The organism is Flavobacterium mekongense (genome assembly GCF_047038255.1).
Lineage (GTDB): Bacteria > Bacteroidota > Bacteroidia > Flavobacteriales > Flavobacteriaceae > Flavobacterium > Flavobacterium mekongense.
Map to the genome: position 1 here is coordinate 54548 of NZ_CP174374.1, position 26219 is coordinate 80766.

Here is a 26219-nt window from a genome sequence, read left to right on the forward strand (position 1 = left end):
TACACTATTTGTCTTTTTTATTATGTTTTTTACTACATTTTTATTGTAACATCAAAAATTTAAACACAACTGAATTGTAAAAAAAATGAACTTATAAAAATTAATTACTTGCAAAAGAAGCATTTGGCAATCAAAAGGAACTTATGACACATAACCCAGGAATACAAATAAAAAAACCTGTCTACAAAGACAGGTTTTTTTATTATTTAAAGATATTGACTTATTTAACAAACTTCTTGGTTACGGTTTCCCCATTAACTGAGGTAACTTGAACCAAAATCACTTCGTTAGCAGCATTAACCGGCAAAGTAGTTTGCGTGGCATTGATATTACGGCTTTCTGTTAAGAGACGTCCTCTGATGTCGAAGATCTTAACAGTACTCATCACAACATTCCCGGCGTTCACAGTTAAAGCGGAAGCACCTGAAGCATATACCACAACTTGATTGTTTGTTAGTATTGGTGTATCTGTGCCTAAAGTAGATTGGTACACTACTTCGAAACGACTGTCAAAGGTACCGGCTTCAACGGCAAATGTATAACCGCCTTCACTTAAATTGTGGGTAACACCCATAACGTTATCGCGTAAGAAAACTGTTTGCCCGTTAGCAAATAATCCATCTGCGTGATCAATCGCTATAGTGTAGTTTCCGGCAGTGGTTGCTTTAAATCTTAGAGGTACAACATCAGCCACATCAAAAGGCAAAGCACGCCCTTGAATAGCCATTGGGTCAGACGCTAATAGAGACGTCAAAGCAATTTCGCCGTCGTTAATATATTTACCGTCTATTTGTGTATCTAAACCATTAGTAGCATTGGTCATATATCCTATCATGGTTTGCGAGAACGCACCGGCACTGTTGGTAGCATTCAACCAAACCCGATTACGCTCTACCGTATTGGCAACCTGAGCATTACGGAAAAACTGATTGGCATGGTTGTCCGTACGCATTTCATTGGTAAACAACAATTGGTCGTTATTTCCGGTTGCTTCCACAAAGAAAGCCTGACCCGTTTGAATCACATCGTTTAAATCAAATGTTTGCGAGTCATTATTGGTTACAAAACCACCCGAAGTCCAAGTACAGTAACTAGGATTAGCGCTGCCATTGGTTTTTCTCCAAAAATATAAGGTTCCGGTAATGCTACCGCTATTGTTAGCATTTTCAATAAAAGCTAAAGCATCAATTGGCGATGGATAAGGATTTCCGACTAAGTTGAAACGTTGACCGGCCACATCATCTTGCATAGTCAAACTATAATTTCCGTTGTTTGGCACTCCAACAAATTGACCTGCCCAAGAAGTAGGTGTTACAGAAGGATGGTTATTCGGCACGCGAATAAGATATCCTTTGGCAGTGTCAAAATTAGTTGTAGAAGGACTTGCTACCGATTCATAAAAATTAGTTGTAGAATTATAGGTATAAAAACGATTAGTGATAGTTTGAGGAGAGAAACTCAATAAGTTTTGGCCAACTACCGGAGAAGACCAAAGGGTATAATCCAAACGCTTTAGTAATGAACTGTTGCGTTTAACCGTTACAGCACCTGTATTATCAACATCAGCAGATTGAATAAGGTTTGCATTGTTTTCTATAACCACATCAGCAGCGGTTAAATTGTTCACCAATTCATTTACAACAGTAATAGTATCTCCAGAATTAACCGTCAACGAACCTGAGTTAACTGTTACTTTTTTGGCAGTAAACTCACCATTGGCAGTGGTATTGTAAACACCGGCTATAATCGCTTCAATATCTGCATCAGGGCCTGTAGTATTGGTCCATGCTGTGCCGTTCCAAGTACAAGAAACCGGTTTGGTAGTCACCGTTATTTCATTTGAATTTCCAGTAGCTACTGTTCCGTTTACGGCTCTCACACGGTAAAAATATTCTGTTTCAGAATCTAGACCTGTTACAGCATAACTAGTAACATTCCCAACATTTAAACTTTGATAACCCGATGCATAAACTAATGTTTCACTATCTACAGTCACTACTATATCATCAATAAAGAAACGAGCATTGCTAAGTTGAAAAGCCCTGAAAGTAACTTGAGTTGCTGCAGTAGCGCCGGTTACATTCACTGTATAGTTGGCAAAAGCTCCTTTAGTCATAGTAACAGAACTTTGACTCAAAGTTCCACCACCGGTTACTTCTAAAAGTAGCGTGGTTTGCTCAGAAGCACCATCCCAAGCTCCGGCTCTAAAAGTCACTACGGCGTTACCGGCAGTTCCAAAGGCAGGAGTGGTTAAAGCACCACGAGCACTTCCCGTTCCCATTTTAGCACAATTATCTCCTTTATATCCTGAGGCATCTGTCCAACCTACAATATCAAAAGTATTATTTGCTACACTTCCGCTCCAACCTCCTGAGTTTCCTCCGGTTCCATTGGTGGTTCCTAAATTGGTCCAAGTAAAATCTTGATTGATCACCTCGGTAACACCACCGGTTTTAGTATAAACATCTAATTCATAAGAAGTAGCTCCGGAAACAGCAGTCCAATTGGCTGTAAACCCTACCGGTAAAACAGCAGTAGCAGCTGTAGCGGTTGGAACCCCTAAAGCCGTAATATTAGCCGTTAAACCTGTTGGTTGTGAAACACTATAGTTAGCAGCCTTAGTACCTGCCAAACTGTAACCCGTTACCGTAACAGCAATGCCGGTTCCCGGTAAAGAGGTTGCAAAATTGGCCGAAGGAGTACCTGTAATTGATACTTCAGACTCATCACCTGCAACCAAGCCATTCAATCCCGGCGCACCACTTAAAGTGGCTGCTGTAGTACCGTCTTGAACTTTGTTATTTGCCACAACTCCTGTTATGGTTAAATTTTTAACAGCAACTGTCAATGTTTGATTAACAGAGGTAGCCGCTGTATAATTAGCATCTCCGGCTTGAGAAGCAGTAATAGTAGTAGACCCTACTCCAACTATAGTAACCGTGTTACCTGAAACGGTAGCCACAGCAGTATTAGAGCTGGTGTAAGATACTGTTAAACCGGAAGAAGCAGTAGCGGTTAAAGCAAAAGCAGTGTCACCGTAAACTTTAGACGCTAATGCACCAAACGTAATAGTTTGGGAAGCCTGACCTATAGTAATTGTAATGGTAGCAGCCGGACTCGTTCCTCCGCCATTGGAAGCTGTAACACCTATTGCAAAGGTTCCCACTTGTGTAGGTGTACCGGAGATTAAACCGGTAGCGGTATTTAAACTCAATCCTGATGGCAGCGTACCCGAAGCCACAGCGAAAGATGTTGGCGAATTGGTTGCAATTACATTATAAGAAAAAGCAGTATTATAAGTACCGGTAGGAGAAGCAGGAGTAACAACCGGAGTGGCTGCATTCACCGTTAACACACCATTATCTGTAGTATTATCCCAAATGCCGTTGATGTCACCATAACGGTATTCTGTACTACCGGTTCTTTGGAAACGAGAAGCATAATAATAAGTACCGGGAGTCAATCCTGAAGCAATGTTGGCAAAATACTCATCATCATTTCCTTGATCAGAACCGAAAGTAGCCGGCACCCAATTGGTCCAAGTGTTCGGATTGGTATTAGAAGTACTGTAACCTATCCAAGCGGTAATGCCGGCACCCGGACTACCAGTATTGGTTACACCTCCTAAATATACTTTGGCATAAACATTATAAGTATCACCTGCGGTAATAGTTCCTGAAGCAGGGTATTGTAAATTACACCAATCAACCAATAAAGAAGTTACGGTTAATTGTGCATTATCTGACGTTGAAGCCCAAACATTGTTGTTTTTTCCTCCATAGGTAAATGCTCCGGTAGCTCCTACTCTATAGCGATAAGCAACATAGTAAGTGGCAGGTGTTAAACCTGAAAGGGTTCCTTTGTATTCATCATTACTGGCACCATCATCAACATTGTAAGCAGCGCTCACCCACGTCCAACCGCTTCCGCTTGGATCAGTGTTTGAAGTGCTATACCCTACCCAGGCATCAATCAAAGTCCCTTCACCTACACTGTCAGTAACACCGGCAGCATAAACTCTACCATAGTAATCAACCGCTGTTCCTTCGGCAACCGATGTATTAGCGGTTGGGTATTGCAAATTAGCCCAAGCTATAGAAAAGGAACTGGCAGTTGTTAAATTCTGAGCTGCTGAATTTCCACCGGCAAATTCTCCTACAGTATATTGAGAAGCCCCTCTAACTCTGTAGTAGTAAGTAGTATTAGCACTTAAACCAGTAACATTTAAGGAATTGGTTGATTGCCCTGAAACATATAAATTATTATAACCTGAAACCATAGAAGTAAAAGCAGCATCGGTAGCCACATCTATTCTATATCCGGTAACTCCAGTTACTGTAGACCAATTAGCCGTAAACCCGGCACTACCCACAGCAGTAGCGGCATTAGAAGTTGGCACTGATGGGATTGGATCAACAAGAACATTATCTATATCAATTGTTGCAGACCCTTGTGAAAAGGCAAATTTTAAATCTGTTAATGATATTGTTCCTGTAGTTGCTGCAATATCATTAAACGATTTTGTGGTCCCAATCCATAAATCATAAGAATCATCCGCAACAGTTTCAAATGTACCATCCGGCGCTCTGTAAGTTAATGTTGCTCCTGAATTATTTATAGCCCAGGTTATAGTTTGAGTTCCTGTGAAATTTGCTGAATTAACACTATTTGTTAAATTCCTTATACTAAACTGACCAGAAGTAGCATTAATATTAACCCCTAACCGAGAATGTGTTGACGCGTTTGCTTCAGCGGCATTTCCGGTACCAAATCCGCTTCCGACTTGAAATGTTGCAGCTGTTGTTTGGGCAACACTATTACCAGAGATAGCCATATCGAAACGATACAACATACTGGTTGGTGTTGGAGAAAAATCGGTAGTTCTTGAGAAAGCCCCAGCATTAGCGGTTCTGGCAAATCGCAATTTGTTTGAACCTGTAGTATTGATAGACAATACTGTTCCCGATCCAGAAGTTGAGATAGCATTAAACTGACCGTTAGTAGGAGTAGTTGCATTAGCATAATTTGCTACAGTCGTAGAACTGCTAAAGTCTTGTTGAAGCAACTGTGCATGCCCAACACTAGTTAACAATAAAAAGCAAACCAATCCCAATGTCAAGATTGATTTACTCCATAAGCTTTTGCCCTTGGCAGAAGCTTCGAAGGTAGTTTTATTCATAGTTTGATTTTGTTTAATGACAGTCTTTTTTTTGGCGCCCCAATTTTAGCCGAAAAAAAGCTTTCAAAAGTAGCATTTTTTTTAACACTTGCAAATTTAGACCTATTACTTTTTGGTTAATTGTTAACATCTTTCTCACAAAGAGCCAAAAATGGCAAAAACATTTAACTTCAATTAGTTATGCATAAGAAAATTCTAATATTTTCAGAATAGAAATCATTTCAAGCGGGAAAACACTTGTCAGAATTTGGCAATTACAAACAAAAAAAAGCCCCATCAAATGAAGGGGCTTTCTATTATAAATTTCAGGTTATCTTTTGATCATTCTTAAAGCTCTTGTATTATCCTCTTGCGTAATTACAACATTGTAAACACCGGTTGGATATGCCTCTCCCAAGGACTGCACCGGTATATCCGCTGTATTTACCTCACGGGTCTCAATCAATTTACCAATCATGTCATAGACCTTGATGGTAACAGGAGCCTCGCTGGCACTTTCCAGGCGGATACTGAATTGATAATCATACGGATTCGGATAGGCTACTACACTGAACAAACTTGAATCAACCGCTTTGGTTTCTCCTTCTCTGGCTGTACCCGGCGATACAATTTCACAAGCATCACCGTAAGCAGACCAAGAACCCGCTGTAAATACTCTTACTCGAACACTATAGGTGGTATTGGGAGTATAATTGGTAATATCATTAAAATTGAATCGGTTTATTGATTTAACAACCACAGAAGTGGATACTAATTCAAAAAACTCGTTGTAACGGTCTACTGTAAACTCATAGGCTGTTACTCTGTCCAAACTAGATGTAGCAATAAATGTTCCTTTGCCGGGTACTATAGCACCACCGCAATAATTGGTTAATGTTGGTACTGCCGGAGTACTTACAAAACATGATGCTCCGTAATCCGAATAGTTGCCGGTTGTTTTAACGGCAACATCTATGGCATAAGTGGTACCGTAGTTATAAGCACTTAACATGGTCAGTGTGAACCAAGGTAAAGTTCTGGTGATGGTTTGAACTGCATTTGTATTGGTATCGGTTACTCTAAATCGATACCCTGTAGCCCCAGGCAAACTGGTAGTGGAAAGGATAGTGCTGATAGCCGGCAAGGTTTGCCCACAGTAGTTTTGCAATTGTGTAGTACCAGCTCCTCCGGCAGGGGAAATTACCGGTGGTGTAGAATACAAACAAGCGGAACTGTAATAACCTAACCAAACATTATTGCTCGCTTTTCTTACCATTACCCTTACCGAATAAGTAGTGGCATAGTCATAACTAGCCAACTCAGTTAAGCTGAAAAACTGAGCAGGTTTGTCAATAGTTTGAACCTGATTAGTCACTGTATTAGTTACTTCAAAACGGTAACCATTCACACCCGGTGTGCTCACACAATAAATTAAAGAGCTAAGTGTTGACAAGGTTGTACCACAGTTAACCATATTGGCAATGATTTGATTACCTTCGTCAAATACACCATTACAGTTATCATCAAAACCATTGTATAAAACCTCGACAGCTCCCGGATTGATCGCTCCTATTGTATCATCACAATCAACTCCTAAATTCAGAGCGCTATATCCTGTTGGCTCAGTAGCACCGTAACATAATGTAACTGTATTGTTGTTAACCGCATAATTGTCGCCGTCAGCATCAGTATAAAAAGTCCCTTCTTGATAAGTAGCGCCGTCATTTGGAGAACAATCTGTATTGATTAAGGAATAGCCAGCAGGTGGTGTATTAGCATCAACAGCACAAACACCGCTAACCAAACTTCCGAAACCAACTCCGTCACCATCTACATCTTCGTAAAAAGAAAAAGTAGCATTTTTTGTATTATCGTTATCGTCACAATCGGTGTTATTAATAGCTCCTGACGGTGCTAAGGTTGTAGTTCCGAAACCATCTCCGTCAATATCTTCATAAGTCAACAAATTATCATTGGAATCCAAATTGTTTGTCACATAATTAGCCGGTGCTCCTGTACAAGTTACTTGAGAAACTGATGGATTTCCAAAACCGTCTCCATCGTTATCGGCATAATAAGTAACATTTGGACTTACCGTTACCGTGGCACTACCCGACAAACCGGTACCGGCACACCCGTTACTTCCGGTTACCGATACCAAGGTATAGGTTTTGCTTGAGCTTGGAGAAACCGCTATATTAGTACCTGAAGTATAATTAGAAACTGTAAAATTTGAAGTTCCGTCGGAATAAACAACAGTATAAGGTGATAAACCACCGGTAACGGCTACTTGCAAATTGGTGCTTTGTCCCTGACATAACGCTGCACCACCCGACAATACTGCTGCCGTGGACTGAGAGACTGTAAACGAACGGTTAGCGCCAAAATTATCATCATAGCGAAGCACTGCCAAAGAACGATTTTGCTCAGAGTCGGCATTTAGCTCAGATAAAGTTCTGGTACTGGTAAAAATATAATAGTAAACCGTTGCATTACATGATTGAGTAGGTAAAGTAGCCGACCAAGAAGTTCCGGTTCCGCTTGCCTGAACCAAAGAAGTACCTGAAGTAAAATCGTTGGTACCTACTCTGTAACGAACATAAATATTTTCTCCTGATGATGGCGTAGCACTGGTAGTAATAGCTACTACAGGTGCACCGCCCGAATAAGTAACACCTCCGTTGGCAACAGTCACAGGGGCATTGGTAGTATAAGCAATGTACACTTCGGAATTATTGTATCCGGCATCTCGCATGACAAAAGTGTAATAACCTGCTGTACCCATATTCAATCCCATATCCTGACCGCCACCCTGACGAATCATATTGTTAACAGCGTTTAAAGCGGCTTGCCCGACACCATTAAAATTCCATTTATTTTGGAAGCGGTTGCCGGAAGGCCCGGAAATCAATAACCAACCGGATCCTCCTCCACCCGGCATATTATCCGGAGTAATATTTCCTCCTGAACTTTGTACATTGATGGTCGTGGTCCATTGTCCTCTACCATCGGAAGGGTTTGAAGCGGTTGTGGATACTTTTCGGTAAATGGTTGTGCGGTAATCGGAGTTGTATGGAGTTGTAGAATATCCGTTAGGTCTACCAACCCATTGCACCGGTTCGCCGTTGAATATGTTTTGTGCTGAAGTCTCCAAAGAACCAAGTCCTGTCAACACATAAATACAACCTAAAAATGCTTTGAGTAAAAATCTCTTCATAGTTTGATAATTTAAGTTTCACGCTTTTTTCAGAAAACTCAAAAATGCTGAGTGATATTTGACAACATAAACTTAAATATTATTCTTTAGAAAAAGCACCTCGCAGCACTACAGAGTCAAACTATAACGTTTTCGTGTTAATAAAAAACTATTTTTAAGTTAATTTATTAAGAAATGTTTAAAAATAAACAAGGCTTTTTAGGAACTTAAAAATAGCAAACAAAAAACCCTCTCCAAATAAGGAAGAGGGTTCTTAACGTTTAACATTTGAATTTTAGGCCTGACCGGCAGGTCCAAAGTTTAAAGGAACTTGAGGTTGCTCTGTATCTTTAATTTCACCGTTTGCCAACTCGTATCGGTGGATGTTTTCCCCTAATGCTTTCAAAAATCTTTTGGCATGTTGTGGCGTAAGCACAATTCTCGACTTTACTTTAGCTTTAGGAACGCCCGGCATCAGGGTTACAAAATCAACTACAAACTCTGAAGCAGAATGATTAATAATAGCCAAATTGGAATAGATCCCTTCTGCTGTTTTTTCATCCAACTCAATGTTGATTTGCCCTTGTTGTTGATTGTTATCGCTCATTTATATTAGATTTTAAGATTAGTTATTAGATTAAAATTTGCTACTGACACCAATATAAAAAGCCACTAATTTAGGATATAAAATAGTGGCTTTTATTTAATTTAAGGATTACTATGGAATTAGTAAATGTATTCTTCCTTGTTAGCCATGATCTCATTGTAATCTTCTTTCGAACCTACAATAGTGTGATCATAATCTCTCATACCGGTTCCGGCAGGAATTCTGTGACCTACGATAACATTTTCTTTCAATCCTTCTAAAGTATCCACTTTACCGGCTACAGCAGCCTCATTCAATACTTTAGTAGTTTCCTGGAATGATGCCGCTGAGATGAACGACTTAGTTTGTAACGACGCTCTGGTAATACCTTGTAGTACCGGAGTAGCGGTAGCGGTGATAACATCACGAGCCACTACTAAGTTTTTGTCATTGCGTTTCAACATAGAGTTTTCATCTCTTAACTCACGCGGTGATACAATTTGACCCGGTTTCAAAGTTTCCGAATCACCTGCATCTTCTACCACTTTCATTCCATATAATTTATCGTTTTCTTCAATGAAGTCAGCGGTGTGGATTAATTGTTCTTCTAAGAACAAAGTATCTCCCGGATCTTCAACCTGAACTTTACGCATCATTTGACGAATAACCACTTCAAAGTGCTTGTCGTTGATTTTTACCCCTTGCAAACGGTAAACCTCTTGAATTTCATTAACCAAGTACTGTTGTACAGCAGAAGGCCCTTGAATTCTTAAGATATCTTCCGGTGTAATAGCACCGTCAGACAATGGCATACCGGCTTTCACGAAGTCGTTTTCTTGCACTAAGATTTGACTTGATAATTTCACCAAGTATTTCTTAACCTCACCAAATTTAGATTCGATGATGATTTCACGGTTACCACGTTTGATTTTACCGAAAGATACTACTCCGTCAATTTCAGATACTACTGCAGGGTTTGAAGGATTACGAGCCTCTAACAACTCCGTAATTCTTGGTAAACCTCCGGTGATATCACCCGCTTTAGAAGAACGACGAGGAATTTTAACCAAGATTTTACCCGCTTTAATTTTCTCCCCATCTTCTACCATTAAGTGAGCACCAACCGGTAAGTTGTAAGAACGGATTAATTCTCCGTCTTTACCGTAAACCAATAAGGTTGGAATTAACTTTTTATTTCTTCCTTCAGAAATTACTTTTTCTTGGAAACCGGTTTGCTCATCGATTTCAACTTGGAACGATTGTCCTTGTTCTAAATCTTCGTAAGCAATTTTACCGGTAAACTCAGAAACGATAACCCCGTTGTATGGATCCCATTTACAGATGACAGCACCTTTTTCTACTACGTCACCATCTTTAACATTGATTACGGAACCGTAAGGAATGTTGTGTGTACTTAATAGAATTCCGGTTTTAACATCTACTAATTTTAATTCCGTTGAACGAGATACAACGATATCCACTTTGTTTCCGTCGTTGTCTTCTCCTACAACCGTTTTCAAATCTTCGATTTCCAATCTTCCTCCGAATTTCGCCACGATGCTTGATTCTTCAGAAACACCACCGGCAACCCCTCCAACGTGGAAGGTACGTAGTGTTAACTGAGTTCCCGGCTCTCCAATTGATTGTGCTGCAATAACTCCGACAGCTTCACCTTTTTGAGTCATTTTTCCGGTAGCTAAGTTTCTTCCGTAACATTTAGCACAGATTCCTTTCTTAGCCTCACAAGTTAATGGTGAACGTACATCAATTTTCTCTAACGGAGATTCTTCGATAGCTTTTACGATAGCTTCGGTGATTTGTTCTCCTGAGTGAACTAATATCTCGTTGGTTAACGGATTGATGACATCTTGTAACGCTACACGTCCTAAGATTCTCTCTCCTAAAGTTTCAACAATTTCTTCATTTTTCTTTAAAGCAGAAACTTCGATACCTCTTAACGTACCACAATCTACAGAGTTTACGATTACATCTTGGGAAACGTCATGTAAACGACGAGTCAAGTAACCCGCATCGGCTGTTTTCAAAGCGGTATCCGCTAATCCTTTACGAGCACCGTGCGTAGAGATGAAGTATTCTAAGATTGAAAGACCTTCTTTAAAGTTGGAAAGAATCGGGTTCTCGATAATTTCACCACCACCGGCTGTAGATTTTTTAGGCTTAGCCATCAAACCACGCATACCGGTTAACTGACGAATCTGCTCTTTAGATCCACGCGCTCCGGAATCCAACATCATGTATACCGAGTTGAACCCTTGTTGGTCTTCACGAATATTCTTCATAGCCAACTCGGTCAATAAAGCATTGGTTGAAGTCCACACGTCGATTACTTGGTTGTAACGCTCGTTGTTGGTGATAAGACCCATGTTATAGTTCATGGTAATTCCGTCCACTTGCTCACGAGCATCCGCGATTAATTCGTCTTTTCTTTCCGGGATGATAATATCACCTAAGGAGAATGACAATCCGCCTTTGAAAGCGAACTTGTATCCCATATCTTTCATGTTATCCAAGAAAGCTGCTGTGGTAGGCACATCGGTTACAGCTAAGATTTTACCAATAATATCACGCAATGATTTTTTGGTCAATACTTCGTTGATGTAACCGGCTGCTTCCGGCACTACTTCGTTAAATAGTACTCTACCGGCAGTTGTTTGGATAAGTTTGTATACTAATTCACCGTTCTCATTAAAGTCTTTGGCTCTGATTTTCACACGAGCGTTCAACTCTAATCTGCCTTCATTTAAAGCGATGTTAACTTCTTCTGCAGAGTAGAAAGTTAAGCCTTCGCCTAAAATTTTATGATCCGGAGTAGACAATCTTTCTTTGGTCATGTAGTACAGACCCAAAACCATGTCCTGAGAAGGTACTGTAATTGGCGCACCGTTGGCCGGGTTCAAGATATTGTGAGAAGCCAACATTAACAATTGGGCTTCCAAAATAGCTTCCGGCCCTAACGGCAAGTGAACTGCCATCTGGTCACCGTCGAAATCCGCGTTAAACGCCGTACACACCAACGGGTGTAATTGGATCGCTTTTCCTTCGATTAACTTTGGCTGGAACGCTTGGATACCCAAACGGTGCAAAGTAGGAGCACGGTTCAGCAATACCGGATGTCCTTTGATTACATTTTCAAGGATGTCCCATACTACAGGCTCTTTTTTATCGATGATTTTCTTAGCCGACTTAACGGTTTTAACGATTCCTCTTTCGATTAACTTACGAATAACGAATGGTTTGTATAGTTCTGCCGCCATATCTTTAGGCAAACCACATTCAAACAATTTCATTTCCGGTCCAACCACAATTACCGAACGAGCAGAATAATCCACACGTTTTCCTAATAAGTTTTGACGGAAACGACCTTGCTTACCTTTTAAGGAATCCGAAAGTGATTTCAATGGACGGTTTGATTCGGTCTTAACCGCAGAAGCTTTACGCGTGTTGTCGAATAATGAATCTACTGATTCTTGCAACATACGTTTTTCGTTTCTTAAGATTACTTCCGGAGCTTTGATTTCCATCAATCTTTTCAAACGGTTGTTACGGATGATTACTCTTCGGTACAAATCGTTCAAATCGGAAGTCGCAAAACGCCCACCATCAAGCGGCACTAACGGACGCAATTCTGGCGGAATCACCGGAATCACTTTCAAAATCATCCACTCCGGACGGTTTTCTCTGTTCAAATTAGATTCGCGGAAAGATTCTACTACTTGTAATCTTTTTAATGCTTCTGTTTTTCTTTGTTTAGACGTTTCGTTGTTAGCACTGTGACGCAACTCGTATGACAAAGCATCTAAGTCGGTGCGAGCCAACAAGTCCATAATACATTCTGCACCCATTTTGGCGATGAATTTATTCGGATCTGAGTCGTCTAAATATTGATTCTCCATCGGAAGCGTATCCAAAATATTCAGATATTCTTCTTCTGTTAAGAAGTCTAATCTTTGTAAAGATTCGCCGTCTGCATTTTTAGCAATACCGGCTTGGATTACTACGTATCTCTCGTAGTAAATAATCATGTCTAATTTTTTTGACGGCAATCCAAGGATATAACCGATTTTGTTGGGTAACGAGCGGAAATACCAGATGTGAGCGATAGGCACCACCAAGTTGATGTGTCCTACTCTGTCTCTACGTACTTTTTTCTCGGTAACCTCTACACCACAACGGTCACAAACGATTCCTTTGTAACGGATTCTTTTGTATTTACCACAAGCACATTCGAAATCTTTTACAGGTCCGAAGATACGCTCACAGAAAAGACCGTCACGTTCCGGTTTGTGGGTTCTATAGTTGATAGTTTCAGGCTTCAAAACCTCACCTCTTGACTCAGCCAAGATGGATTCCGGAGAAGCCAAGCCTATCGAAATTCTGTCAAATCTTTTGATAGTATTTTTAGTATCTTTATTTCTATTCATCATAGTCGTAAACTTTTAAATGTTACAGTCGCAGTTTTCAGTCACAGTCAGCAGTAATTGCCAACTGAGACTGAGACTGGTTTACTGATTTATTCTTCTAATCTGATGTCTAATCCGAGACCTTTCAATTCATGCATCAATACATTGAATGATTCTGGTAATCCCGGCTCCGGCATAGTTTCACCCTTAACGATGGCTTCGTAAGTTTTAGCTCTACCGATTACGTCATCCGATTTAACAGTCAAAATTTCTCTAAGCGTACTTGAAGCACCATAAGCCTCAAGTGCCCAAACCTCCATTTCTCCGAAACGCTGACCTCCGAATTGAGCTTTACCTCCTAACGGTTGTTGCGTAATCAATGAGTATGGACCAATAGAACGTGCGTGCATTTTATCATCTACCATGTGTCCTAATTTCAACATGTAGATTACACCCACTGTAGCCGGTTGGTGGAAGCGCTCTCCTGTTCCTCCGTCGTACAAATAAGTATGACCGAATCTTGGGATTCCGGCTTCGTCTGTCAAGGCGTTGATTTGGTCTAAAGTAGCACCGTCGAAGATTGGTGTAGCAAATTTTCTACCCAAGTTCATACCGGCCCAACCCAATACGGTTTCGTAAATCTGACCAATGTTCATACGCGATGGTACCCCCAGCGGATTCAATACGATATCTACCGGTGTTCCGTCTTCCAAGAAAGGCATGTCTTCATGACGAACGATACGAGCCACAATACCTTTGTTTCCGTGACGTCCTGCCATTTTATCACCCACTTTCAATTTACGTTTCTTAGCGATGTAAACTTTCGCTAATTTCAAGATACCTGCTGGTAACTCGTCACCTACAGTGATGGTAAATTTCTCTCTTCTTAATGCCCCTTGTAAATCGTTTAATTTGATTTTGTAGTTGTGGATTAAGTCGTTTACCAATTTGTTGGTTTCGTCATCAGCTACCCATTGTCCTTTGGTTAAGTGAGCGAAATCTTCTACCGCATGTAACATTTTTTGGGTATATTTTTTACCTTTCGGCAATACTTCTTCACCCAAGTCGTTCATTACACCTTGCGATGTTTTTCCGTTCACGATGTTGAACAATTTGTCAACCAATTTGTCTTTTAATTCAACAAATTTAGTTTCGAACTCCATTTCCAAAGCCGTTAAATCGTCTTTGTCTTTGGTACGTTTCTTTTTATCTTTTACCGCTCTCGCGAATAATTTTTTATCTAAAACCACACCGTGTAATGATGGAGAAGCCTTTAAGGAAGCATCTTTTACATCACCGGCTTTGTCTCCGAAGATGGCTCTTAACAACTTCTCTTCAGGCGTTGGATCTGATTCCCCTTTTGGTGTGATTTTCCCGATTAGAATGTCACCAGGCTTAACCTCGGCTCCGATTCTGATCATACCGTTTTCATCTAAGTCTTTAGTAGCTTCTTCAGAAACGTTAGGGATATCGTTAGTCAACTCTTCGTTTCCTAATTTGGTATCACGAACTTCCAAAGAATAATCATCAATATGGATAGACGTAAAGATATCATCGCGTACTACTTTTTCAGAAATTACAATCGCATCCTCAAAGTTGTACCCTTTCCATGGCATGAACGCCACTTTAAGGTTTCTACCCAAGGCCAACTCTCCGTTTTGCGTTGCGTAACCTTCACAAAGTACTTGACCTTTGGTTACTCTGTCGCCTTTTCTCACGATTGGCTTCAAGTTGATAGAGGTACTTTGGTTGGTTTTTCTGAACTTGATTAATTGGTATGTTTTTTCATCCGGGTCGAAGCTTACCATTCTTTCTTCTTCAGTTCTGTCGTATTTGATGGTAATGATGTTAGCATCAACGTACTCTACAGTACCTTCGCCTTCCGCATTAATTAATACTCTCGAATCAGAAGCTACTTGACGCTCTAAACCGGTCCCAACGATAGGTGCTTCAGGACGTAATAATGGTACGGCCTGACGCATCATGTTAGATCCCATCAACGCACGGTTCGCGTCATCGTGTTCCAAGAATGGAATTAACGAAGCCGAAATTGAAGCGATTTGGTTTGGTGCCACGTCGGTGTAGTGGATTTCAGTTGGATCTACTACCGGGAAGTCACCTTCCTCACGGGCAATCACTTTATCCGCAGTGATTTTTCCGTTGTTATCCATGGTGATGTTAGCCTGAGCAATCATCTTACCTTCTTCTTCCTCGGCGCTTAAATAGATTGGCTCAGAAACCAAATCCACTTGGCCGTTAGCCACTTTACGATAAGGCGTTTCGATGAATCCCATACTGTTTACTTTAGCGTAAACGCCTAAAGAGGAAATCAAACCAATGTTTGGTCCCTCAGGGGTTTCAATCGGACAAAGTCTACCATAGTGTGTATAGTGAACGTCACGCACCTCGAAACCGGCTCTTTCACGGGAAAGACCACCAGGTCCTAGGGCAGACAATCTTCTTTTGTGGGTAATCTCGGCTAATGGATTGGTTTGATCCATGAACTGAGACAACTGGTTGGTACCAAAGAAAGAGTTGATAACCGAAGACAATGTTTTGGCATTGATCAAATCGATTGGTGTAAACACCTCGTTATCTCTAACATTCATTCTTTCACGGATGGTACGCGCCATACGCGCTAAACCAACACCAAATTGTTGAGACAATTGCTCACCAACGGTTCTCACACGACGGTTAGACAAGTGATCAATATCATCAATCTCCGCTTTAGAGTTAATCAATTCGATTAAATATTTAACGATAGTGATGATGTCTTCTTTCGTTAACACTTGTTTTTCCATAGGGATATCCAAGTTTAACTTTTTGTTCATTCTGTAACGACCTACTTCACCTAAGTTGTAACGTTGGTCAGAGAAGAACAATTTATCGATGATACCGCGAGCGGTTTCCTCATCAGGCGGTTCTGCATTACGCAACTGACGGTAAATGTGCTCAACAGCTTCTTTTTCAGAGTTGGTTGGGTCTTTTTGTAACGTATTGTGGATGATAGCGTAATCACCTTGATTCGCATCTTCTTTGTGTAACAAAATAGACTTCACATTAGAATCGATGATTTCTTCCACATTATCTTTGTCGATAATAGTGTCACGATCTAAGATGATTTCGTTACGCTCGATAGATACTACTTCTCCGGTATCCTCGTCTACGAAATCTTCATGCCAAGTATTCAATACTCTCGCGGCTAATCTTCTTCCAATGTATTTTTTTAATCCGGTTTTAGATACTTTGATTTCTTCAGCAAGGTCGAAAATCTCTAAGATATCTTTATCTCTTTCGAACCCGATGGCACGGAAAAGCGTAGTAACCGGTAATTTTTTCTTTCTATCAATGTAAGCGTACATTACGCTGTTGATATCGGTAGCAAATTCAATCCATGATCCTTTGAAAGGAATTACTCTGGCAGAATACAACTTGGTTCCGTTAGCATGGAAAGACTGACCGAAGAATACACCCGGTGAACGGTGTAACTGAGAAACCACCACACGTTCGGCACCATTGATAACAAAAGTTCCGCTTGGTGTCATGTAAGGTATGGTTCCAAGATAAACATCTTGAACAATGGTTTCAAAATCTTCGTGTTCCGGATCGGTACAGTACAATTTCAGACGCGCCTTCAAAGGCACACTGTAAGTCAAACCTCTTTCAATACACTCTTGAATGGTGTAGCGTGGCGGGTCAACAAAATAATCCAGGAATTCTAATACAAATTGGTTTCTTGTATCAGTAATTGGAAAGTTTTCCATGAAGGTGTTGTAAAGCCCTTCGTTGCCTCTTTCGTCAGATTTGGTTTCCAATTGGAAGAAATCTTTAAAAGATTTTACCTGAACATCCAAAAAGTCGGGATATTGAGGAATGTTTTTAGTAGAGGCAAAATTCAATCTTTCAGTCTGATTTGTTATCATCAATGGACAAAATTTTGATTTAAAAAAAGTAATTTTTTGTGTGAATGCACACTGTTTTATTGCTACTTTCCTTTAAAATTAACCAATACCTCTTTAAAAACAAACCAGGAAATTTGTTTGTTTTTTTCTTCGTATTGGCTAAAGATTGTATTCGTATTTGATTGTATAAACAGTAAAAAATTTATATAATTTTATTATACGAAAAATGGTTTAGGCCCTTGGACGCTTTGTCCAAGGCCTAAACCTAGTTTTCAAACCGGTGTTGGATTATTTTAACTCAACAACAGCTCCAGCTTCTTCTAAAGATTTTTTCAAACCTTCAGCTTCTGCTTTAGATACTCCTTCTTTGATGTTTGCAGGTGCACCATCAACGATATCTTTAGCTTCTTTCAAGCCAAGACCAGTTAATTCTTTTACAGCTTTAACTACTGCTAATTTAGAAGCACCAGCATCTTTCAATACTACAGTGAATTCTGTTTGCTCTTCAGCAGCACCACCGTCTCCGGCACCACCAGCAGCAACTACTACTGCAGCAGCAGCAGGCTCGATACCGTACTCATCTTTTAATATTGTAGCTAAATCATTAACTTCTTTTACTGTTAAGTTAACTAATTGTTCTGCGAATTGTTTTAAATCTGCCATTTTTTCTATCGTTTAAAATGTTCTTTTTTAATATTTATTTTTTAGTCTGCTCTAATTATTCTGCTGCCGCTTCACCTTTTTGTTCAGCATTGTTTAACAAAGCTGAAAGTACGCGTTTAGCAGGAGATTGAAGTAATCCGATGATTTCGCCGATAACTTCTTCTTTAGATTTAAGAGATGCTAAGGTATCTAACAAGTTATCTCCGATGTAGATTTCTTGGTTGATGTAAGCTCCTTTAAGAATTGGTTTATCAGATTTTTTTCTGAAATCCTTGATAATTTTAGCAGGAGCATTTGCTGTACTTGCAATGAATACAGAAGAGTTTCCTTTTAAAATTGTCGGTAAATCACCGTAATCGTTGGTTGAAGCTTCCATTGCTTTTTCAAGCAAAGTGTTCTTAACCACTTCTAATTTGATACCGGCTTTGAAACAAGCTCTTCTTAAACTTGAAGTTGTCTCTGCGTCTAAACCTGATGTATCTGCAATGTAAATAACATTTGTTTCAGCCAACTTTGCAGTTAAATCTTCTATCGCGATTGATTTTTCTTCTCTTGTCATAATAAAATATGTTTAACTACCAATTATACTGCTTTAGGGTCTAAAGCAATAGCAGGACTCATGGTGCTTGACAAGTGAATAGACTTGATGTAAGTACCTTTAGCTGCAGTTGGTTTTAATTTAACTAATGTTTGAATAATTTCGTGAGCGTTATCTACAATCTTATCCGCGTCGAAAGAAATTCTTCCGATACCGGCATGTACGATTCCGGTTTTATCAACTTTAAAATCGATTTTACCCGCTTTAACTTCAGCAACAGCTTTACCGATTTCCATGGTAACTGTTCCAGTTTTAGGGTTTGGCATTAAACCTCTTGGACCTAATACACGTCCTAATGGTCCTAATTTACCCATGATAGCCGGCATAGTGATGATTACATCAACATCTGTCCAACCATCTTTAATTTTTTGAAGGTAATTGTCTAATCCTACGTGATCAGCACCGGCAGCTTTAGCCTCTGCTTCTTTGTCCGGAGTAACCAAAGCCAATACTTTAGTATCTTTACCGGTTCCGTGAGGAAGGGTTACAACACCTCTTACCATTTGATTTGCTTTTCTTGGATCAACTCCTAAACGAACAGCAATATCTACTGACTCATCAAATTTTGCAGAAGCAACTGTTTTCAATAAAGATGAGGCATCTTTTAAAGAATACAATTTATTTTTCTCAATTTTTGAAGCAGCCTCTTTTTGTTTTTTTGTCAATTTTGCCATGTCTTATCCTTTGTTTAGAGGAGAATCTCCAGTTACAGTTAATCCCATTGATCTAGCTGTTCCAGCAACCATGCTCATAGCAGATTCGATAGTGAATGCATTTAAATCCGGCATTTTGTCCTCAGCAATCGTTTTGATTTGGTCCCAAGAAACATTACCAACTTTACGACGATTAGGCTCTCCTGAACCAGATTTAATTTTAGCAGCATCCAATAACTGAATTGCAGCAGGCGGAGTTTTCACGACAAAATCGAATGATTTGTCTTTGTACACGGTAATTTGTACCGGTAACACTTTGCCGGGTTGATCTTGGGTTCTGGCGTTAAACTGCTTACAGAATTCCATGATATTAACCCCAGCAGCTCCCAAAGCAGGTCCAACCGGTGGCGACGGGTTCGCAGCACCTCCCTTAACTTGTAGTTTAACTACTTTACTAATTTCTTTAGCCATTTCTTAAAAAATTTTGCATCTCTCAATTGGAAGCGATTGACGCGGGTTATAATATATGTAACAAAAATTATACTTTTTCTACTTGCATAAAACTCAATTCTAATGGGGTTTTTCTACCGAAAATTTTCACCATTACTTCAAGCTTACGCTTTTCTTCATTGATTTTATCAATAGTTCCGTTGAAACCATTGAAAGGTCCATCAATAACCTTAATTGTTTCACCAACAGTAAAAGGAATATTTTGGGTATCGGTATTTACCGCTAACTCATCCACTTTTCCTAACATTCTGTTGACTTCAGACATACGCAATGGCACTGGATCTCCACCTTTTACTTCACCTAAAAAACCAATTACACCGGTAATGGATTTAATGATATGAGGAATTTCACCAACCAAATTAGCTTCTATCATTACATAACCCGGGAAATAAACTTTATCCTTGGCTATTTTTTTTCCATCTCTAACTTGGACTACCTTTTCTGTAGGCACAAGCACCTGAGAGATGTAATCTGACATGCCTAACCTGTTAATTTCAGTTTCAATATAAGCTTTCACTTTATTCTCCTGACCACTAACAGCTCTTACGACATACCATTTTTTTAAATTAATATCAGCCATTTCAGAAAAATTAAGAATTCAACCATTTAAAGAATCCGGCAATAACTTTCGCGCAAGCTTCATCAACTCCCCACGTAGCTAGAGCAAAGACAATTGAAAATACAGCTACAACGATAGTGTATTTTTGAACCTCAGCCCATTCCGGCCAAGTAACATTTGTTTTCAATTCTTCAAATGCTTCTGATATATAGTTAACAATTTTTGCCATTGTGTATTTTTTTTGCACGGGCGGGAGGATTCGAACCACCATCAACGGTTTTGGAGACCGCTATTCTACCCTTGAACTACGCCCGTTTCATTAAAAACCAGTGTCGCCTTTGTTGACGACACTGGTAATTTATTTAATAGATAATTAGTCTAAAATTTCAGTTACCTGACCAGCACCAACTGTTCTACCACCTTCACGGATAGCGAAACGTAAACCTACGTTTAATGCAATTGGGCTTAACAAGCTTACTTCAATAGTTAAGTTATCACCTGGCATTACCATCTCTACACCTGCTGGTAAAGCAATAACTCCTGTTACGTCAGTTGTACGTACATAGAACTGTGGACGGTAGTTATTGTGGAATGGCGTGTGACGACCACCTTCTTCTTTTTTCAAGATATAAACCTCAGCTTTAAATTTAGCGTGTGGTTTTACTGAACCCGGTTTACAAATAACCATACCTCTTTTGATATCAGCTTTATCGATACCTCTTAACAAAAGACCTACGTTATCTCCAGCTTCACCTCTGTCAAGGATTTTACGGAACATCTCAACTCCAGTGATTGTAGAAGTTAATTTATCAGCTCCCATACCGATGATTTCTACCGGATCTCCAGTATTAGCAACTCCGGTTTCGATACGACCTGTAGCAACAGTTCCACGACCTGTAATTGTAAATACGTCCTCAACAGGCATCAAGAATGGTTTAGCGTTGTCACGTACCGGCTCTTCGATCCAGTTGTCAACAGCTTCCATCAATTCGATGATTTTTGGCACCCAGTTAGGGTCATTGTTCAATCCTCCTAAAGCAGAACCTTGAACTACAGGACCATTATCTCCATCATATTCATAGAAAGACAACAAGTCTCTGATTTCCATTTCTACTAATTCTAACAATTCCGGATCGTCAACCATATCCACTTTGTTCATGAATACAACGATTCTAGGAATACCTACCTGACGACCTAAAAGGATGTGCTCACGAGTTTGTGGCATTGGTCCGTCAGTAGCAGCTACTACCAAGATAGCACCGTCCATTTGAGCAGCACCAGTAACCATGTTCTTAACGTAATCCGCGTGACCTGGACAGTCAACGTGAGCGTAGTGACGGTTAGCAGTTTCGTACTCAACGTGTGAAGTGTTGATAGTAATACCTCTTTCTTTTTCTTCCGGAGCGTTATCAATTTGATCAAATGATTTCGCTTGACAGTAACCTGCATCAGACAATACTTTAGTAATTGCTGCAGTTAAAGTAGTTTTTCCGTGGTCTACGTGTCCAATTGTACCTATGTTAAGGTGTGGCTTGGTACGACTAAAATTTTCTTTTGCCATTTTACTTAATTTTTAATCTTAGTTTATATATTAGTGTTCAAATTTTACAAATTTGAGCCAATGACGGGATTTGAACCCGTGACCTCTTCCTTACCAAGGAAGCACTCTACCCCTGAGCTACACCGGCTTTTGCATGACCAGAAATAACTTTTTCATTTAGAAACCCAAAAGCAAAAGCTAATTTCTGTAATCACCTCGAGGATGATTGATAACTTATCAAAACTGTTATTCAGAAAAAAATCTGAAAAGAAAGCTTTAAAAAGTTAGTGGGGAGAGCAGGATTCGAACCTGCGAAGACTTAGTCAGCGGATTTACAGTCCGCCCTCGTTGGCCGCTTGAGTATCTCCCCTAACCTTTTTATTTTCAATACTATAAAAGAACAGAGCCGATGGAGGGACTCGAACCCACGACCTGCTGATTACAAATCAGCTGCTCTAGCCAACTGAGCTACACCGGCAACAATAAAAAAAGTCCGCTATTTCTAACGGACTGCAAATGTAGGCATTTTATCTTTTAATCAAAACATTTTTGAAAAAATTTTCATCTTATGTATGAGCTCTTATTTTTTCTTTCCTTTTAACCAATAATCGCTCTAAAGATTCTGAGGATAATTCTACTGCTTCTTCAAAAGATTTGCATTGTTTTTTAACCATAAAATCATCTCCCGGAACATGAATTTTCACCTCTACAATTTTATTTTCCTTCTCACTGGTGTTATCTACCTTCAAAAAAACATCTGAAGAAACGACTTTGTCGTAGAATTTTTCGAGTTTACCCAATCTTTCATTGATAAAATCAACCAGCTTTCTGTCGACAGTAAAGTTTACTGCATGAACATTTACCTTCATAATTATATTTTTATTGATTAAACATTGCAGAATTATTTTTTGTTTCTTGGATGTGCACTACCGTAGACTTTTTTTAGCTCTGCTAAACTGCTATGTGTATAGACCTGGGTAGAAGCCAAACTTGAATGCCCTAATAATTCTTTAACCGAATTAATATCTGCCCCATTGTTTAAAAGATGTGTCGCAAATGTATGTCTTAAAATATGCGGGCTCTTTTTTACCTTCTCTGAGACATTACTAAAGTAATAATTTATTAGCCGATAAACAAACGAATCATTCAATTTAACGCCTTTTAACAGTAGAAAAAAATAGTCCGAATCGATAATGTGTTGTAAACGTGACCTTTCGCTTAGGTATTCTTTGATTTGTTGCTGCACAATCGGCAAAACCGGAATAATCCTTTCCTTATTTCTTTTCCCCAATACTTTCAAAGTCCCGTTCGACAAATCAATATTCGCCAATTTCAAACCTATCAGTTCAGCCCGTCTTATACCCGTAGTGTAAAACAAGTCAACTATGAGCTTGTCCCGAACACCTTCAAAACCCTCAGGATAGGTAATTTGATTAAGCACCAAATCCAACTCCTTCTCAGAAAAAGGAATTTGCAACTTTTTAGGAGATTTTAAGGCCTTATGTTTTAGCAACGGACTCGTTTCAATTTGCTTTGTCTTGAGTAAAAACTTGTAAAACGATTTTAAAGAAGATATTTTCCTGTTGATCGAAGCATTAGAAACGCCATCATCAGACAAAGCCACTATCCAGGCTCGGATTTGATTGTAATTTACTGTTATTATATTATCGTCTTCAAAAGCACCTTTCAAAAAGGCTTGAAAAAAACCAATATCATTAAGATAAGCGGTAACCGTATGCAGAGAATAGTTCTTCTCCAAACTCAAATAATCCCGAAACTTATCTTTACTATTTTCCATAAAAAAAACCGCTGACCTCAAAGTTAGGAAACTTTAACAATCAGCGGTTATATCTTATCAGGAAATTAACTTATCCTTCTAAACTGTCTCTCAATGTTTGAATGTAAGCAGCTTTTTGAATTTGTGCTCTTCTCACTACAGATGGCTTAGTAAACGCCTGACGCGCTCTAAGTTGTCTTACAGTTCCGGTTTTATCGAATTTTCTCTTGTAGCGCTTTAATGCTCTATCAATGTTTTCTCCGTCTTTAATTGGTATAATCAACATAATTTAGACACCTCCTCTCATTTAGTGGGTGCAAAAGTAACAATAATTATTAATTACAAATGATAAATTGTAAATTATTTTTTTCGGCGTGCCGGTGGCTACATCTCCTTTCTTGAATAGAAACCTTCAACAAAGCCACCGTCGGGCTGTACGTTGCAATCTTTTTCTCCGCAAAAGGATTTCCACTTCCATCCCTCACGCGAAAGTAAGGGACAAGTGAAAAGACAAAAGGGATAAGTAAAAGTCATTTCAACTTATCCCTTTTCCCTAATCCCTTATTCCTTATTATTTAACTGCCGGCTGATAACTTTTATTGTCTATAATCAATTTAGACAAAATCTCTCTCAAGATTTCAGAAGTTCCGCCACCAATTGGCCCTAAACGACTGTCTCTTAACAATCGTGCCAACGGATATTCTTCCATATAACCGTAACCGCCCAACATTTGCAAACAACTGTAAATTACTTCATCGGCCACTTTAGTCGATTTTAGCTTGGCCATAGTAGCCTCTTTAACCACGTATTCACCTTGATTCAATCGAGCGACAGCCGCATAATTAAAAATTTTACAGTGCTCCACTTCGGTAGCGTTATCTACCATAGTATGACGCAAGGCTTGGAACTTATCGATAGTTTTGCCGAAAGCTTCACGTTGCGACATATACTCCAAGGTATAATTAATAGCATATTCCGCTCGGGCGTGGGCATTAATAGCCATAATCAAACGCTCTAAAGCAAAGTGTTGCATGATATACGGAAAACCTTTCCCTTCTTCTCCCATTAAATTAGCAGTAGGGATTTCAACATTATCAAAAGAGATCTCTGCGGTATCGGAAGCTCTCCATCCCAATTTATCTAATTTGGTAGCACTAACTCCCTTAGTAGCCGTATCCATTAAAAACATACTGATTCCTTTATTTCCTAATTCCGGACTGGTTTTAGCAGCTACTACGTAGTAATCCGCATAAACGCCGTTAGTAATAAATGTTTTCGAGCCGTTAATGATATATTTGTCTCCATTTTTTACCGCCGTGGTTCGCATACCGGCCACATCGCTTCCGCCAAAAGGCTCAGTTAAACACAAGGCTCCGATTTTGTCACCGGCTATACTGGGCGCTAAATACTCTTGTTTGATTCTCTCATCGCCTTCCGCATTCAAATGTGTCATGGCCAAATAAGCATGCGCCCACATGGCTGCTGCAAATCCGGAAGATTTTATTTTTTGAAGTTCTTCCAAAAACACTACGGTGTAAAACAAATCCAAGTTCATTCCGCCGTAGGCCTCCGGGTAAGTCAACCCAAAAAAGCCCATATCGCCAAACTTTTTCCAAATAAACCGTTCAATTGTTCCTGTTTTTTCCCATTTTTCAATGTGCGGCACCACTTCTTTTTGCAAAAAATCTTGCAAACTCTTCCTAAACAACTCGTGCTCTTCCGTAAAGTATGTTGAATTCATATGAAATAAAACTGTTTTTCTTAGCTATTTTTTTAGAATTCCAAATATAAGGCAATTATTTTTATTTTATCGACAGGAAATCCTTTAATTTTTGACAAATCCTCAGTTTTTATATCGCCGTTCATGCTTCGATAAATTACTATTTCTTTGGCCAAAGTGTACTTAAAAAAAGGAAATTGTGTTAACTCTTTGATTGAAGCGTTGTTAATATTTATCTTTTTGATTCCGGCCGTAGTATTGACTGTAAAATATTGATTGAGTTTAGTTATAACTTCGGGCGATAAGCCCCAAACATCTTGCAACTGCTCCATTGCAACAAAAGCACCAAGTTTATTTTTTTGTTCTAAAATCCGATCCGAAATCTTATCGCCTATTCCATATACTTTCATCAAGTCTTCTTTGGTAGCACGGTTAATATCAATCAACTCAACTTTTTCAATTTTATCAACTGCGAATTTGTTTGGTTGGTAAGTCAAAGATTTTTTATGATTTACCCAATCTGGAAACTTGAAATAAGGAGAGATAACATTGAGTAAAGAATCGGAAACTTGGGTTATTGCTTGGAACTCAGCCGCGGAGTTGACAAACTTATTTTGCTTTCTGTAAGCCAACAACCTGTCGATTTCTGCTACAGACATCCCCAACTTGTATCCTTTGAAATCGGTTATAAAATTAGGGTTGAACGGTCGAATAACCGACTGGACTTTTTTAGTTTGTAAGGCAAGGCTATCCACTAAAGCTTGATTGTTCATCCATTGCTGCTCTTCCTTATTGGGAACAAAAGTGGTTTTAAAATCGCTCGCCCAATAAAACCCTTGGCAAAGCACTATGATGGTAAAAAGCAAAATGATTCCGATTCGCTGACTTTTCGAATAGCTTAAAACGACCGACAGGAAAGAATTATTTTGAAGCATA

Annotated in this window: 17 protein-coding genes and 4 tRNA genes; all 21 read right to left on the reverse strand. The window is 39.4% G+C overall.

What is annotated here, in order from left to right; genetic code table 11:
- Positions 1–220: 220 nt before the first annotated feature.
- The 21 genes from ACJG85_RS00125 to ACJG85_RS00225 all read right to left on the reverse strand — a co-directional run bounded on the left by ACJG85_RS00125 (position 221) and on the right by ACJG85_RS00225 (position 26218).
- Entirely contained in the window at positions 221–5179 is a 4959-nt protein-coding gene (locus tag ACJG85_RS00125) for a beta strand repeat-containing protein (RefSeq protein ID WP_412476652.1), read from the reverse strand.
- 310 nt (positions 5180–5489) lie between these two features.
- The gene (locus ACJG85_RS00130) at positions 5490–8375 is read right to left on the reverse strand and encodes a T9SS type A sorting domain-containing protein (protein WP_412476653.1); all 2886 of its coding nucleotides are present in this window, start codon (positions 8373–8375) and stop codon (positions 5490–5492) included.
- Between the two features lie 274 nt (positions 8376–8649).
- Positions 8650–8961, reverse strand: a complete 312-nt coding sequence (locus ACJG85_RS00135) for a DUF3467 domain-containing protein (RefSeq protein ID WP_409676900.1) — start codon at positions 8959–8961, stop codon at positions 8650–8652.
- A 119-nt stretch (positions 8962–9080) separates the two neighbouring features.
- The gene (gene rpoC, locus ACJG85_RS00140; RefSeq protein ID WP_409676898.1) at positions 9081–13385 is read right to left on the reverse strand and encodes a DNA-directed RNA polymerase subunit beta'; all 4305 of its coding nucleotides are present in this window, start codon (positions 13383–13385) and stop codon (positions 9081–9083) included.
- Positions 13386–13471: 86 nt separating this feature from the next.
- Entirely contained in the window at positions 13472–17284 is a 3813-nt protein-coding gene (gene rpoB / locus ACJG85_RS00145; RefSeq protein WP_409676896.1) for a DNA-directed RNA polymerase subunit beta, read from the reverse strand.
- A gap of 267 nt (positions 17285–17551) precedes the next feature.
- Positions 17552–17926: a 50S ribosomal protein L7/L12 gene (rplL, locus tag ACJG85_RS00150; RefSeq protein WP_131476759.1), complete on the reverse strand. Its 375-nt coding sequence runs from the start codon at positions 17924–17926 to the stop codon at positions 17552–17554.
- 55 nt (positions 17927–17981) lie between these two features.
- Positions 17982–18485 carry a 50S ribosomal protein L10 gene (gene rplJ, locus ACJG85_RS00155; protein ID WP_409676894.1) on the reverse strand — a complete coding sequence of 168 codons (504 nt, stop codon included), beginning with the start codon at positions 18483–18485 and terminating at the stop codon, positions 17982–17984.
- 23 nt (positions 18486–18508) lie between these two features.
- Positions 18509–19198 (reverse strand): 50S ribosomal protein L1, encoded by a 690-nt coding sequence (gene rplA, locus ACJG85_RS00160; RefSeq protein WP_412476654.1) that lies wholly within the window; start codon positions 19196–19198, stop codon positions 18509–18511.
- Positions 19199–19201: 3 nt separating this feature from the next.
- Positions 19202–19648, reverse strand: coding sequence for a 50S ribosomal protein L11 (rplK, locus tag ACJG85_RS00165; RefSeq protein WP_283239161.1), 447 nt, complete (start codon positions 19646–19648; stop codon positions 19202–19204).
- A gap of 67 nt (positions 19649–19715) precedes the next feature.
- Entirely contained in the window at positions 19716–20267 is a 552-nt protein-coding gene (gene nusG / locus ACJG85_RS00170) for a transcription termination/antitermination protein NusG (RefSeq protein WP_295336680.1), read from the reverse strand.
- A 10-nt stretch (positions 20268–20277) separates the two neighbouring features.
- Positions 20278–20475 (reverse strand): preprotein translocase subunit SecE, encoded by a 198-nt coding sequence (secE, locus tag ACJG85_RS00175; protein WP_409676889.1) that lies wholly within the window; start codon positions 20473–20475, stop codon positions 20278–20280.
- Positions 20476–20490: 15 nt separating this feature from the next.
- Positions 20491–20561: transfer RNA gene (locus ACJG85_RS00180), tRNA-Trp, on the reverse strand.
- A gap of 58 nt (positions 20562–20619) precedes the next feature.
- A complete protein-coding gene (gene tuf / locus ACJG85_RS00185; RefSeq protein ID WP_409676887.1) occupies positions 20620–21807 on the reverse strand; it encodes an elongation factor Tu in 1188 nt (395 codons plus the stop codon).
- 55 nt (positions 21808–21862) lie between these two features.
- Positions 21863–21934 (reverse strand) — tRNA-Thr (locus ACJG85_RS00190).
- A gap of 140 nt (positions 21935–22074) precedes the next feature.
- Positions 22075–22156, reverse strand: a tRNA-Tyr gene (locus tag ACJG85_RS00195).
- A 34-nt stretch (positions 22157–22190) separates the two neighbouring features.
- Positions 22191–22264 (reverse strand) — tRNA-Thr (locus ACJG85_RS00200).
- A gap of 88 nt (positions 22265–22352) precedes the next feature.
- Entirely contained in the window at positions 22353–22655 is a 303-nt protein-coding gene (gene hpf, locus ACJG85_RS00205) for a ribosome hibernation-promoting factor, HPF/YfiA family (protein WP_409676885.1), read from the reverse strand.
- 32 nt (positions 22656–22687) lie between these two features.
- Positions 22688–23584 (reverse strand): tyrosine-type recombinase/integrase, encoded by an 897-nt coding sequence (locus ACJG85_RS00210; protein ID WP_412476655.1) that lies wholly within the window; start codon positions 23582–23584, stop codon positions 22688–22690.
- A 70-nt stretch (positions 23585–23654) separates the two neighbouring features.
- Entirely contained in the window at positions 23655–23849 is a 195-nt protein-coding gene (rpsU, locus tag ACJG85_RS00215) for a 30S ribosomal protein S21 (protein ID WP_131476751.1), read from the reverse strand.
- 285 nt (positions 23850–24134) lie between these two features.
- The gene (locus tag ACJG85_RS00220; RefSeq protein WP_412476656.1) at positions 24135–25304 is read right to left on the reverse strand and encodes an acyl-CoA dehydrogenase family protein; all 1170 of its coding nucleotides are present in this window, start codon (positions 25302–25304) and stop codon (positions 24135–24137) included.
- A 32-nt stretch (positions 25305–25336) separates the two neighbouring features.
- Entirely contained in the window at positions 25337–26218 is an 882-nt protein-coding gene (locus ACJG85_RS00225; protein ID WP_409676879.1) for a ComEA family DNA-binding protein, read from the reverse strand.
- Between the last annotated feature and the right edge of the window lies 1 nt (position 26219).

Bases quoted from the DNA above. Each gene is read 5' to 3' on its own strand.
- ACJG85_RS00210 (WP_412476655.1), bottom strand. From the start codon at position 23,584: ATGGAAAATAGTAAAGATAAGTTTCGGGATTATTTGAGTTTGGAGAAG.
- rplK (WP_283239161.1), bottom strand. From the start codon at position 19,648: ATGGCTAAAGAAATTAGTAAAGTAGTTAAACTACAAGTTAAGGGAGGT.
- rpoC (WP_409676898.1), bottom strand. From the start codon at position 13,385: ATGATGAATAGAAATAAAGATACTAAAAATACTATCAAAAGATTTGAC.
- rpsU (WP_131476751.1), bottom strand. From the start codon at position 23,849: ATGTTGATTATACCAATTAAAGACGGAGAAAACATTGATAGAGCATTA.
- ACJG85_RS00220 (WP_412476656.1), bottom strand. From the start codon at position 25,304: ATGAATTCAACATACTTTACGGAAGAGCACGAGTTGTTTAGGAAGAGT.
- rplL (WP_131476759.1), bottom strand. From the start codon at position 17,926: ATGGCAGATTTAAAACAATTCGCAGAACAATTAGTTAACTTAACAGTA.
- rpoB (WP_409676896.1), bottom strand. From the start codon at position 17,284: ATGATAACAAATCAGACTGAAAGATTGAATTTTGCCTCTACTAAAAAC.
- ACJG85_RS00130 (WP_412476653.1), bottom strand. From the start codon at position 8,375: ATGAAGAGATTTTTACTCAAAGCATTTTTAGGTTGTATTTATGTGTTG.
- tuf (WP_409676887.1), bottom strand. From the start codon at position 21,807: ATGGCAAAAGAAAATTTTAGTCGTACCAAGCCACACCTTAACATAGGT.
- ACJG85_RS00125 (WP_412476652.1), bottom strand. From the start codon at position 5,179: ATGAATAAAACTACCTTCGAAGCTTCTGCCAAGGGCAAAAGCTTATGG.
- secE (WP_409676889.1), bottom strand. From the start codon at position 20,475: ATGGCAAAAATTGTTAACTATATATCAGAAGCATTTGAAGAATTGAAA.
- rplJ (WP_409676894.1), bottom strand. From the start codon at position 18,485: ATGACAAGAGAAGAAAAATCAATCGCGATAGAAGATTTAACTGCAAAG.
- ACJG85_RS00135 (WP_409676900.1), bottom strand. From the start codon at position 8,961: ATGAGCGATAACAATCAACAACAAGGGCAAATCAACATTGAGTTGGAT.
- hpf (WP_409676885.1), bottom strand. From the start codon at position 22,655: ATGAAGGTAAATGTTCATGCAGTAAACTTTACTGTCGACAGAAAGCTG.
- rplA (WP_412476654.1), bottom strand. From the start codon at position 19,198: ATGGCAAAATTGACAAAAAAACAAAAAGAGGCTGCTTCAAAAATTGAG.
- nusG (WP_295336680.1), bottom strand. From the start codon at position 20,267: ATGGCTGATATTAATTTAAAAAAATGGTATGTCGTAAGAGCTGTTAGT.
- ACJG85_RS00225 (WP_409676879.1), bottom strand. From the start codon at position 26,218: ATGCTTCAAAATAATTCTTTCCTGTCGGTCGTTTTAAGCTATTCGAAA.